The organism is Dechloromonas sp. A34 (assembly GCF_026261605.1).
Classification (GTDB): Bacteria; Pseudomonadota; Gammaproteobacteria; order Burkholderiales; family Rhodocyclaceae; genus Azonexus.
Genome location: NZ_CP102486.1, coordinates 304,571 through 317,899, shown reverse-complemented (window position 1 = coordinate 317,899; position 13,329 = coordinate 304,571). Strand labels below are relative to the sequence as shown.

The following is a 13,329-nucleotide window of genomic DNA, read 5'->3' as shown; positions in this document are numbered from 1 at the left end:
GTGATCAGTCTGGATGCTTGCGCCGCTCGGTCTTGCGCTCGGCGAGCAGCACCCACTCGCCGGCCGGCGTCTGGTGTTCGAGCCGGACATTGAAACCCCACAGGCTGGCCATGTGTTCGAGCACGACCAGACTGGCCGAGGACAGCGGCCGGCGTTGATGGGCGAAGTGGCGCAGGGTCAGCGAGCGGTCGCCGCGCAGATCGACGTTCCAGACCTGAATGTTCGGATCGCTGCTGCCCAGGTTGTACTGTTCGGCCAGATTGCGGCGCAAGGCCCGGTAGCCCTGCTCGTCGTGGATGGCATCGACCTTCAGTTTCGGCTTGCTGTCGTCATCGAGCACCGAGAACAGCCGGAATTCGCGCATCAGCCGGGGCGACAGGTATTGCGCGACGAAGCTCTCGTCCTTGAAGTTACGCATCGCGAAATCGAAGGTTTCGCGCCAGTCGGAGCCGGCGATGTCGGGAAACCACTCGCGGTCCTCGTCGTCCGGCCGCTCGCAGATGCGGCGGATGTCCTGCCACATAGCGAAGCCCAGGGCGTAGGGATTGATGCCGGAATACCAGTTGCTGCTGTAGGGCGGCTGGTAGACGACATTGGTATGCGACTGCAGGAATTCGAGCATGAAGCCGTCGTTGACCTTGCCCTCGTCGTACAGCGTGTTGAGCAGCGTGTAGTGCCAGAAGCAGGCCCAGCCTTCATTCATGACCTGGGTCTGGCGCTGCGGGTAGAAATACTGGCTGATCTTGCGCGTGATGCGGACGATTTCGCGCTGCCAGGGTTCGAGCAGCGGGGCGTTCTTTTCGACGAAATAGAGCAGGTTTTCTTCCGGCTCCTCGGGGAAGCGGCGTTCCTCGGCCTCGGCGAACGGCGCATCACGACGCGGCAAAGTTCGCCATAGATCGTTCACCTGGGCCTGCAAGTAAGCCTCGCGCTCGCGCTGCCGCGTCTTCTCCTTTTCCAGCGACAAGGGCGGCGACCGCTTGTAGCGATCGACGCCGAGATTGGACAGTGCATGGCAGGCATCGATCAGTTGCTCGACGGTATCGACGCCGTGGCGTTCCTCGCACTCGGCAATGTAGTTCCGGGCGAAGACCAGGTAGTCGATGATGGCATCGGCGCTGGTCCACTGCTTGAACATGTGGTTGCCCTTGAAGAAGGAATTGTGGCCATAGGCGGCATGGGCGATGACCAGGGCCTGCATGGTCAGCGTGTTCTCTTCCATCAGGTAGGCGATGCAGGGATCGGAATTGATCACGATCTCGTAGGCCAGGCCCATCTGGCCCCGTTTGTAGCGGTTCTCGGTTTCCAGGAAGTGTTTGCCGAAGGACCAGTGGTGGTAATAGACCGGCATGCCGATCGCGGCGTAGGCGTCCATCATCTGCTCGGCGGTGATCACTTCGAGCTGGTGGCGGTAGGTATCGAGGCCGTAGTGCTTGGCGACGCGGCCAATTTCCTCGTCGTAGCGGACGATCGCTTCGAGCGTCCAGTCCGACCCCTCGGCAATCAGGCGGGATTTTTTTTTGCTCATACCAGCCGCTTTCTGAACAGTTCGCGGAACACCGGGTAAATGTCGCTGGCTGCGGCGATGCGCTGCAAGGCGAAGACGCCGGCGTGAGTGGTGGCCAGCTGTTCGTATTCGTACCAGAGATTCTGAGGTTCGCCGTCGGTGATTTCGATATAGGCGAAGTACTGCATCAGCGGCAGGATCGACTCGGCCAGCATTTCGCGGCAACGCGGCGAGTCGTCGTTCCAGTTGTCGCCGTCGGAAGCCTGGGCGCCGTAGATGTTCCAGACGTTGCTGGCATAGCGTTCGCTGATGATCTGGTGCATCAGCTTCAGCGCGCTGGAGACGATGGTGCCGCCGGTTTCCCGGGAGTGGAAGAAGTCGTCTTCGTCGACTTCCTCGGCCACCGTGTGATGGCGGATGAAGACGACCTCGATGTGCTCGTAATTGCGGTTCAGGAACAGATAGAGGAGCATGAAGAAGCGCTTGGCCATCTGCTTCTTGCCCTCGTCCATCGAGCCGGAGACGTCCATCAGGCAGAACATCACGGCCTGCGTCGAGGGTTCGGGGATGCGGATGCGGTTGCTGTAGCGCAGGTCGAAGGGGTCGATGAAGGGAATCGCTTCATGCCGGGCTTTCAGACAAGCGATTTCGCGCTGCAGGCGCTCGACCTCGGTTTCATCGAGGGGCATTTCGTCGAGCGCCTGTTCCAGTTCGGCCTGCAAGCCGCGCAGCCGGGTGGCGTAGGGGCCGCCGACGGCGACCCGGCGCCCGGCCGCGCCACGCATGGTGCGCACCAGGTTGATGTTGGTCGGCACGCCGCTCTGCGTATAGCCGGCGCGCACCCGCTTGTATTCGTCGATCCGCGCCAGTTGCCGCTTGACCAAATTGGGCAGGGCCAGTTCGTCGAAGAAGATGTCGAGAAACTCGTCACGGGTCAGCGTGAAGACGAAGTCATCGATACCTTCGCCATCGGGGCTGGCCTGACCGCTGCCCTGCCCCTGGCCGCCGGCAGGCGGGCGATCCATCTGGTCGCCGGACTGGAAACGGTCATTGCCGGGATGCACGGACTCGCGCACCCCGCCCTTGCCATGGTGGAATTGCGGCTCGGAAATGTCCTTGCCGGGAATGCCGATTTTCTCGCCGCTTTCCAGATCGCGAATGCCGCGCTTGGCGATGGCATCGGCCACCGCCTTGCGGATCTGCCCCTTGAAACGACGGATGAACCGGCTCCGGTTGATGGAACTCTTGTTTCTGCTGTCCTGCCGCCGGTCGACAATGCGTACCGTCATGGGAACTCCCTGTTTAGGATCGAGGATCAGGGGTTTTTCCGTTACCCGATCCTGACAACGCGATCCTCACCGCATCAAGAACTCTTCCTGACCCGCAGGTACCACTCGCAGAGCAGCCGGACCTGCTTTTCGGTATAGCCCTTGGTGATCATGCGGTTGACGAAGTCCTGATGCTTCTTCTGCTCGTCGGCACTGGCCTTGGTGTTGAAGGAAATCACCGGCAGCAGTTCCTCGGTGTTGGAGAACATCTTCTTCTCGATCACCGCCCGCAGCTTTTCGTACGAGGTCCAAGCCGGATTCTTGCCGTCATGTTGAGCACGGGAACGCAGGACGAAGTTCACCACCTCGTTGCGGAAGTCCTTCGGATTGCTGATACCGGCCGGTTTCTCGATCTTTTCCAGTTCGTCGTTGAGGGCGCCGCGGTCGAGCATCTCGCCGGTGTTCGGATCACGAAATTCCTGGTCCTGGATCCAGAAGTCGGCGTAGGTCACGTAGCGGTCGAAGATGTTCTGGCCGTATTCCGAGTAGCTTTCCAGGTAGGCGGTCTGGATTTCCTTGCCGATGAACTCGGCGTAGCGCGGGCTGAGGAATTCCTTGAGGTAGCGCAGGTAGCGGTCTTCGACCTCGGGCGGGAACTGTTCCTGCTCGATCTGCTGTTCGAGGACGTACATCAGGTGCACCGGATTGGCCGCCACCTCGCGGTGGTCGAAGTTGAAGACCTTGGACAGGATCTTGAAGGCGAAGCGGGTGGAGAGTCCGTTCATGCCCTCGTCAACCCCGGCGAAATCGCGGTATTCCTGGTAGCTCTTGGCCTTGGGGTCGGTGTCCTTGAGGTTCTCGCCGTCGTAAATCCGCATCTTGCTGTAGATGCTGGAGTTCTCAGGTTCCTTGAGCCGCGACAGGGTCGAGAACTGCGCCATCATGCGCAGGGTATCCGGCGCGCAGGGGGCCTTGGACAACGAGGAATTGAACATCAGCTTCTCGTAGATGTGCATTTCGTCGGTCACCCGCAGGCAGTACGGCACCTTGACGATGTAGATGCGGTCGAGGAAGGCCTCGTTGTTGCGGTTGTTCTTGAAGGTCAGCCACTCCGCCTCGTTGGAGTGGGCGAGCACCATGCCGTCGAAGGGAATGGCGCCGAAGCCTTCGGTGCCTTTGTAGTTCTGCTCCTGGGTCGCGGTGAGCAGGGGGTGCAGGACCTTGATCGGCGCCTTGAACATTTCGACGAATTCGAGCACGCCGCGGTTGGCCAGGCACAGGCCGCCGGAGTAGGAATAGGCGTCCGGGTCGTTCTGGGAATAGGTTTCCAGCTTGCGGATGTCGATCTTGCCGACAAGCGAGGAGATGTCCTGGTTGTTCTCGTCGCCCGGTTCGGTCTTCGAGACGGCGATCTGCGACAGCACCGAGGGGTGCAGCTTGACCACCCGGAAGCGCGCGATGTCGCCGCCGAATTCGTGCAGGCGCTTGACCGCCCACGGACTCATGATGGTGCCCAGGTAACGGCGAGGAATGCCGTAATCCTCTTCGAGGATCGGGCCGTCTTCCATGACGTTGAACAGACCGAGCGGCGACTCGTGCACGGGCGAGCCCTTGATCGCGTAGAAGGGTACTTTCTCGATCAGATATTTCAGGCGTTCGGCCAGCGAGGACTTGCCGCCGCCGACCGGGCCGAGCAGGTAGAGGATCTGCTTCTTCTCTTCCAGGCCCTGGGCCGCATGGCGGAAGTAGGAAACGATGTGCTCGATGACCTCTTCCATGCCGTAGAACTCGCGGAAGGCCGGATAGAGCCGGAGCATCTTGTTGGCGAAGATGCGCGAGAGACGCGGATCGGATCGGGTATCGACCAGTTCCGGTTCGCCGATGGCCAGCAGCATGCGCTCGGCGACGCTGGCGTAGGCCGTTTTGTCGGTCTTGCAGAGTTCCAGGTATTCCTGGACCGACAATTCCTCTTCCTGTAGCGCTTCATAGCGACTTTGGTAGCGGGCGAATATCGACATGGCTGCCTCCTTGAAGTTTGCTTCGACTGCTCGGCGGTACTCCCTTGTTCTCTCTTAACGGCTCGGCTGGCCGTTTGGCTTATGCCACCAGACGCGGGCGGCTGGAAATATTGTTCAATACCTCGGCGATGCGCGCCAGGCCCCAGGCCAACTCGTCCTCGCTGATCAACAGCGGTGGCGCCAGGCGGAGCACCGTGCGGTGCGTATCCTTGGTCAACACGCCATTGCCCAGCAGGGCCTCGGCGACTTTACTCGCCTCGGCCTGCTCGGGATCGAGTTCGATACCGGCAAACAGACCGCGACCGCGCACACTCCGAATCACTGACGCATGCTCTGCCAGTTGGTGTAGTCCGGCGAGCAAAAGTTCGCCGAGTCGTGCGGATTTTTCGATCAGGCCTTCCTCTTCCAGCAGATCCAATGCCGCCAGGGCGACGCTGCACGCCAACGGATTGCCCCCAAAAGTCGAGCCGTGGTCGCCCGGTGTGAACACCTGCATCACCCGTTCGTCAGCGAGAAAGGCCGAGATCGGCAGCAGGCCACCGCCCAGCGCCTTGCCGAGGATGATGCCGTCGGGACGAACCGCATCGTGCTGGCAGGCCAGCAACTTGCCGGTGCGGCCCAGCCCGGTCTGCACTTCGTCGACCAGCAGCAGGACGTCGTGGCGCTGGCAGATGGCGGCACAGGCGGCCAGATAACCGTTCGGCGGCAGGATGATGCCACCCTCGCCCTGGATCGCTTCGACCAGGAAAGCCGCCGTATTGGGCGTGATCGCCGCCGCCAGCGCCGCCGCGTCGCCGTAGGGAACGCGCTTCAGGCCGGGCGGGAAGGGGCCGAAACCGTCCTGATACTGGGGCTCGGACGAGAGGCCGACGATGGTGATCGAGCGGCCATGGAAATTGCCGTCGCAGGCGATGATCTCGGCCTGGTTTTCCGGCACGCCCTTGATCTTGTAGGCCCACTTGCGGGCCGCCTTGAGCGCCGTTTCGACGGCCTCGAGGCCGGTATTGACCGGCAACACGCTTTCGTAACCGGTGAGCAGGGCCAAGCGGCGCAGGAACAGCGGCAGGCGATCGTTGGAATAAGCCCGCGAGGTCACCGCCAGACGCCCCGCCTGTATGTTCATGGCGGCCAGCAGGCGGGGATGGGCATGGCCGAAACTGGTCGCCGAATAGGCCGACATCAGGTCGAGATAGCGCTTGCCGTCGACATCGGTCAGCCAGCAACCGCGCCCTTCCTTGAGGACGACCGGCAGCGGCGCATAGTTGTTGGCGCCGAAGCCGGCCTCCCAGCGCCGCAAGGTAGCGCCATCAGGGGCGGCGGCGGAGTCGATCAGGCCGAGAACCAGTCTCGCCGTCCGGCCGTCGGGATCGGCCAGCGGGTTGTATTCGGCGATTTCCAGGCCGACGCAGTTGCGCTCGCGCAGGGCGCCGCGCAAGACCTGCTCCAGGGCCTCCGGCATCAGGCCACCGGCGACCGGGGTCGACACGCCCGGCGCATGCCCGGGATCGATCGCATCAAGGTCAAGGCTGATGCCCCACGGTCCGTTGGCGACCACGGCGCGGGCTTCGGCAAACACCTCGGGCAGGCCACGCTCGTTAATTTCGGCCATCTCATACAGGCGCACACCCAGTGCCACCAGACGTTCGCGTTCCGCCGTTTCGTAGCTGCGGATACCGATCACCACAGTCCGTGCCGGATCGAGGATCGGCCCCGGGATATCGGTCATCAGCGGATCGCCCATTCCAAACAAGGCTGCCAGGGGCATGCCGTGAGCGTTCCCGGACGGACTGCTGGCCGGGGTATGGGCATCGAGGTGGGCATCGATCCAGATCAGTCCCGGTGCCGCGCCGAGGGCGCGACCGATGCCGCGCCAGGTTCCGGCAGCCATGCTGTGGTCACCGCCGATGACCAGCGGCCGATCACCCGCCGCAAGGGCAGCAGCTGTCGCATCGGCCACGCGGTTCAACAAGTAATTCAGTGCCGTGGCCGACGGCTCGGGAATCAGCATATCCGGCCAGTAGGCTTCGAGTCCGTTATGGCGAATGACCGACGACAGCGCTGCGCGCTTGAGGCTTTCGGGACCGCCTTCGCAGCCGACAACTGGCGCGCCCAGACAACTGGCCACCCCGATGCAACGCACCGTCGGGTTGAGGGAGATGAGCCTGCGCATGATGCGACTCCTTTCAGCCTGCCAGAGAAGCCTGTCTTACGCCTCTTTGACTGCTTCGAACCAGCCAGGTTCGGTCAATCTGAAATCTAGGGGCATATTCTCCAGAAAGCAAAAAGCCCCGCCGGCTTCATGACCGGCGGGGCTCTTTTGGGGTGCGGTACGGTTTAGCGCGGCAGCGTGGTCGCGCCCATCAGGAACTGATCGACCTCGCGCGCCGCCTGACGACCTTCACGGATCGCCCAGACGACCAGCGACTGACCACGACGGACGTCGCCGGCGGCAAAGACCTTGGCGACATTGGTGGCATAGCAGCCGTCACCATCGGTCGTCGCCTTGGCGTTGCCACGGTTGTCCTTGGCGACGCCGAAGGCTTCGAGCAGGCTGCTCACCGGATTGGTGAAGCCCATGGCCAGGAAGGCGTTGTCGCACGGCAGTTCGAATTCCGAACCGGCGACTTCGACCATCTTGCCGTCCTTCCACTCGACGCGAACGGCCTGCAGCGCCTTGACGTTGCCCTTGCCGTCGTCGATGAACTTCTTGGTCGCCACCGCGAAATCGCGGGAACAACCTTCATCGTGCGACGAAGAAGTGCGCAGCTTGTACGGCCAGTAGGGCCAGGTCAGCGCCTTGTTTTCCTCTTCCGGCGGCATCGGCATCAGCTCGAACTGAGTGATCGAGGCGGCACCATGACGGTTGGAGGTACCGACGCAGTCGGAGCCGGTATCACCGCCACCGATGACGATGACATGCTTGCCCTTGACGTTGATCGGATTGGCCTTGCCCTGCTGGACTTCCTTGTTCTGCGGAATCAGGAATTCCAGCGCGGCGTAGATACCCTTCAACTCACGGCCCGGCACCGGCAGATCGCGCGGCACTTCGGCACCGGCGGCGAGGATCACCGCATCGAAATCCTTCTTCAACTGATCAGCCGAGACGACTTCTGCCGCATCGTTGTTGATGCCGGCTGGCAGATCCTTGCTGCCGACCACGACCTTGGTCTTGAAGGTAACGCCTTCGGCTTCCATCTGGGCAATACGGCGGTCGACAACGGTCTTTTCCAGCTTGAAGTCGGGGATGCCGTAGGCGAGCAGGCCGCCGAGACGGTCGCTCTTTTCGAACACAGTCACGGCATGGCCGACACGCGCCAGTTGCTGGGCGGCGGCCAGGCCGGCCGGGCCGGAACCGACGACGGCGATCTTCTTGCCGGTCTTGCTCTTCGGCGGCTGCGGCACGACCCAGCCCGACTCCCAGCCCTTGTCGATGATGAAGTGCTCGATCGACTTGATACCCACCGGCGCGGCGTTGATGGTCAGCGTACAGGCGGCTTCGCAGGGTGCCGGGCAGATGCGACCGGTGAAGTCGGGGAAGTTGTTGGTGGAATGCAGGACTTCCAGCGCCTGCTTCCAGTTGCCGCGGTAAACCAGGTCATTCCAGTCGGGAATGATGTTGTTCACCGGGCAGCCGTTGTTGCAGAACGGAATGCCGCAATCCATGCAGCGTGCGCCCTGGGTCTTGGCATCCTCGTCGTTCAGGGTATGAACGAATTCCTTGTAATGCTTCAGACGCTGTTCGACCGGGTCGTACGCCTCGGAAAGGCGTTCGAATTCCATGAATCCAGTCGGCTTGCCCATTATGCGGCCTCCTTCTGTGCAGCAGCGGCCATCTCGGTGAGCGCCCGCTTATACTCGTGCGGATAAATTTTGACAAACTTCTCGCGGTAGGCATCCCAGTTGCCCAGGATGGCCTTGGCGGTCGCGCTGCCGGTGTATTCGAGGTGACGGGTGATCAGCTCCTTGAGCTGAACTTCGTCGGCCAGACCACGATGCAACGGCTCGCCAGCGGCATGACGGCTGGCCGGCAAGACCTTCTCGAGCGCGACCTGGGCCAGGTTGCAACGGCTCTTGAAGCTGCCATCCTCGTCCAGCACGTAGGCGATGCCACCCGACATGCCGGCCGCGAAGTTGCGCCCGGTCATCCCCAACACGACCACGGTACCGCCGGTCATGTATTCGCAGCCATGGTCACCGACGCCTTCGACGACGGCCGTGCCGCCGGAGTTGCGAACGGCGAAGCGCTCGCCGCCGACACCGGCCAGGTAGGCTTCACCGGCGATGGCACCGTACATCACGGTGTTGCCGACGATGATGTTTTCCTGGGTGTTGCCGCGGAAATCCGGGCTCGGCTTGATGATCAGACGGCCACCGGAGAGGCCCTTGCCGACGTAGTCGTTGCCTTCGCCGGTAAGTTCCAGCGTCACCCCTTGGCCAGGAAGGCCCCGAAGCTCTGGCCGGCAGTGCCGGTCAGCTTGACGTGGATGGTGTCGTCCGGCAGGCCGGCGTGACCGTAGCGACGGGCAACTTCGCCCGAGAGCATGGTGCCGCAGGTGCGGTTGACGTTGATTATCGAGGTTTCGATCTGGACCTTCTGGCCCTTTTCGAGGGCAGGCTTGGCCTGAGCGATCAGCTTGTGATCGAGAGCCTTGGCCAGACCGTGGTCCTGGTCTTCGACCTGACGGCGCGGCTCGCTGGCCGGCACGTTGGGCTGGAAGAAAATCTTCGAGAAATCGAGGCCCTTGGCCTTCCAGTGCTCGATGCCAGGACGGGTGTCGAGCAGGTCGACGCGGCCCACCAGATCGTCAAACTTGCGGATGCCGAGCTGGGCCATGATTTCGCGCACTTCTTCGGCAACGAAGAAGAAGTAGTTCACGACATGCTCAGGCTGGCCGGTGAAGCGCTTGCGCAGTTCCGGATCCTGGGTGGCAACGCCGACCGGGCAGGTGTTCAGATGGCACTTGCGCATCATGATGCAGCCTTCGACAACCAGCGGCGCGGTGGCGAAACCGAACTCGTCGGCACCGAGCAGGGCGCCGATGACGACGTCGCGGCCGGTCTTCATCTGGCCATCGACCTGAACACGGATGCGGCTGCGCAGGCGGTTGAGAACCAGGGTCTGCTGGGTTTCGGCGAGGCCGAGTTCCCACGGCGTACCGGCATGCTTGATCGAGGACTGCGGCGAAGCACCGGTACCACCGTCAAAGCCGGCGATCACGACGTGATCGGCCTTGGCCTTGGCGACGCCGGCGGCAACCGTGCCGACGCCGACTTCGGAAACCAGCTTGACCGAGATCGAAGCCCGCGAGTTGGCGTTCTTCAGGTCGTGGATCAACTGCGCCAGATCTTCGATCGAGTAGATGTCATGGTGCGGCGGCGGCGAAATCAAGCCAACGCCAGGCACCGAGTGACGCAGGAAGCCGATGTACTCGGAAACCTTGTGCCCCGGCAACTGACCGCCTTCACCCGGCTTGGCGCCTTGCGCCATCTTGATCTGGATCTGGTCGGCATTGACCAAGTACTCGGTGGTCACGCCAAAGCGGCCGGAAGCGACCTGCTTGATGGCGGAACGCAGGGAGTCGCCATCCTTCAGTTCGATATCGCGCTCGATGCGGTTCTTGCCGATCACTTCGGAGAGCATCGTGCCGCCCTTGACCGGGGCGAAACGTTTGGCATCCTCGCCGCCTTCGCCGGTGTTCGACTTGCCGCCGATGCGGTTCATAGCGATCGACAGCGTACTGTGGGCTTCGGTCGAAATCGAGCCGAGCGACATGGCGCCGGTGGCGAAACGCTTGACGATTTCCTTGGCCGGCTCAACCTCTTCGAGCGGAATCGCGGTGCCGGTCGGCTTGAACTCGAACAGGCCGCGCAGCGTCAGGTGACGCTTGGTCTGGTCGTTGATCAGCTTGGCGTATTCCTTGTAGGTCTCAGTCTTGCCGGAACGCGTCGCATGTTGCAGCTTGGCGATCGAATCCGGGGTCCACATGTGCTCTTCGCCGCGGGTACGGAAGGCGTATTCGCCGCCGGCATCGAGCATTGAGGAAAGTACGGGGTCATCGGAGAAGGCTTCATCGTGCAGACGAATGGCTTCCTCGGCAACTTCGAAAACGCCGATCCCTTCGATATTGGAAGGCGTGCCGGTGAAGTATTTCTCGATGAAATCCTTCTGCAGGCCGATCGCTTCGAAAATCTGAGCGCCGGTGTAGGACATGTAGGTCGAAATGCCCATCTTGGACATGACCTTGTTCAGGCCCTTGCCGATCGCCTTGACGTAGTTCTTGACGTACTTGTCGGCCTTCTCGGCATCACCCTTGGCCAGCGCCTCGATGGTTTCGAGGGCTAGGTAGGGATGCACGGCTTCGGCGCCGTAACCGCCGAGCAGCGCGAAGTGATGCGTTTCACGCGCCGAGCCGGTTTCGACGACCAGACCGGTGCTGGTGCGCAGGCCCTTCTTGACCAGATGCTGGTGGATGGCGGAAGTGGCGAGCAGTGCCGGAATTGCCACGTGAGCGGCATCGACCTTGCGGTCGGAGACGATCAGGATGTTGGCACCGGAGCGCACGGCATCTTCGGCGTCAGCCGCCAGCGAGGCGAGGCGGGCTTCGACGCCTTCCTTGCCCCATGCCACCGGATAGCAGATGTCCAGCTCAAAGGAGTTGAACTTGCCGGAGGTGTATTTCTGGATGTGGCGCAGCTTCTCCATGTCGGTGCAGGTCAGCACCGGCTGGGAGACTTCGAGACGGATCGGCGGATTGATGTCCGTGGTATTCAGCAGGTTCGGCTTGGGGCCGACGAAGGAGACCAAGGACATGACCAGTTCCTCGCGGATCGGGTCGATCGGCGGATTGGTCACCTGGGCGAACAGCTGCTTGAAGTAGGCGTACAGCGTCTTGTTCTTAGAGGACAAAACCGGCAGGGCGGAGTCGGTCCCCATCGAACCGGTGGCTTCCTCGCCGTTCTGGACCATCGGCTCGAGGATGACCTTGATGTCTTCCTGGGTGTAGCCAAAGGCCTGCTGGCGATCGAGCAAAGGCGAGGTTGCAGCATCGGTCTTTTCAGCCGGGGCCGGAACTTCGTCGAGCTTGATCCGGATCTTCTCGATCCACTCACGGTACGGCTTGGCCTTGGCCAGAGAATCCTTGAGCTCCTTGTCGTCGATGATGCGGCCTTGTTCCATATCGATCAGGAACATCTTGCCGGGCTGCAGGCGCCACTTCTTGACGATCTTCTTTTCCGGAATCGGCAGCACGCCGGATTCAGAGGCCATGACCACGAAATCGTCATCGGTGACCAGATAACGTGCCGGGCGCAGACCGTTGCGATCGAGCGTCGCACCGATCTGACGGCCATCAGTGAAAGCTACGGCGGCAGGGCCGTCCCAGGGCTCCATCATCGCGGCGTGGTACTCGTAGAAGGCGCGACGGTTCTCGTCCATTGTCGTGTGCTTTTCCCAGGCTTCCGGGATCATCAGCATCATCGCCTGGGCCAGTGAATAGCCGCCCATGACCAGCAATTCGAGGGCGTTGTCGAACGAGGCCGAATCGGACTGGCCGGGGTAATGCAGCGGCCAGACCTTCTTCAGGTCGTCGCCGAGAATCGGGGAAGAAATGGCTTGTTCGCGTGCCTTGAACCAGTTGACGTTGCCGCGCACCGTGTTGATTTCGCCATTGTGGGCGATGTAACGGAAGGGGTGAGCCAGATCCCAGGTCGGGAAGGTGTTGGTCGAGAAACGCTGGTGCACCAGGGCGAGCGCGGAAACGCTGCGCTTGTCCTGGAGGTCGAGGTAATAGACCCCAACCTGGTCGGCCAGCAGCAAGCCCTTGTAGTTGACAGTACGCGCAGAGAAGGAGGGTACGTAGAATTCCTGGCCGTGCTTGAGCTTGAGCGACTTGATCGCATTGGCGGCACGCCGGCGGATGATATAGAGCTTGCGTTCGAGGGCATCGGTCACGAAGACATCGGGGCCGCGGCCAACGAAGACCTGGCGAATCACCGGCTCCTTGGCTCGGACGGTCGGCGACATCGGCATCTCGCGATTAACCGGCACCTCGCGCCAGCCCAGCAGCACCTGACCTTCGGCCTTGACCGAGCGTTCGATTTCCTCGACGCAGGCGTGGCGGGAAGCAGCTTCCTGCGGCAGGAAAACCATGCCGACACCGTACTCACCAACCGGCGGCAGCGTAACGCCCTGCTTCGCCATTTCTTCACGGTAAAACTGGTCAGGAATCTGAATAAGAATGCCGGCCCCGTCACCTTGCAGGGGATCGGCACCCACCGCACCGCGGTGATCGAGATTTTTCAGGATCAACAAACCCTGCTCGACGATGCTATGACTTTTCTGGCCTTTGAAATGGGCAACAAAACCCACACCGCAAGCATCGTGCTCGTTGGCTGGGTCGTACAAACCCTGCCGCTCAGGTACCGCCGATTCCATCACACGCATTCCTTCAAATAACTTGGCCAGTGAATAGTGACCAATGATGAAAAAAGCCGAGCAACATAATTTCTGTGCCGGCCTGTAGGAAATTTTGAGGCA

Annotated in this window: 5 protein-coding genes and 1 pseudogene; all 6 read right to left on the bottom strand. The window is 61.7% G+C overall.

Annotation, left to right across the window (positions count from 1 at the left end):
- Window positions 1-4: 4 nt before the first annotated feature.
- The 6 genes and pseudogenes from NQE15_RS01595 to NQE15_RS01565 all read right to left on the bottom strand — a co-directional run bounded on the left by NQE15_RS01595 (window position 5) and on the right by NQE15_RS01565 (window position 13,227).
- The gene (locus tag NQE15_RS01595; RefSeq protein WP_265945914.1) at window positions 5-1,528 is read right to left on the bottom strand and encodes a SpoVR family protein; all 1,524 of its coding nucleotides are present in this window, start codon (window positions 1,526-1,528) and stop codon (window positions 5-7) included.
- Window positions 1,525-2,796: a YeaH/YhbH family protein gene (locus NQE15_RS01590; RefSeq protein ID WP_265945912.1), complete on the bottom strand. Its 1,272-nt coding sequence runs from the start codon at window positions 2,794-2,796 to the stop codon at window positions 1,525-1,527. The genes NQE15_RS01595 and NQE15_RS01590 overlap by 4 nt, the downstream gene beginning before the upstream one ends.
- A 74-nt stretch (window positions 2,797-2,870) precedes the next feature.
- Window positions 2,871-4,793: a PrkA family serine protein kinase gene (locus tag NQE15_RS01585; protein WP_265945910.1), complete on the bottom strand. Its 1,923-nt coding sequence runs from the start codon at window positions 4,791-4,793 to the stop codon at window positions 2,871-2,873.
- A 79-nt stretch (window positions 4,794-4,872) separates the two neighbouring features.
- Window positions 4,873-6,963: an ornithine--oxo-acid transaminase gene (gene rocD, locus NQE15_RS23760; protein ID WP_323054940.1), complete on the bottom strand. Its 2,091-nt coding sequence runs from the start codon at window positions 6,961-6,963 to the stop codon at window positions 4,873-4,875.
- 164 nt (window positions 6,964-7,127) lie between these two features.
- A complete protein-coding gene (locus NQE15_RS01570) occupies window positions 7,128-8,594 on the bottom strand; it encodes a glutamate synthase subunit beta (protein ID WP_265945908.1) in 1,467 nt (488 codons plus the stop codon).
- Window positions 8,594-13,227, bottom strand: a pseudogene (locus tag NQE15_RS01565) (glutamate synthase-related protein). Before NQE15_RS01565 ends, NQE15_RS01570 begins: the two are co-directional and overlap by 1 nt.
- Window positions 13,228-13,329: the final 102 nt, after the last annotated feature.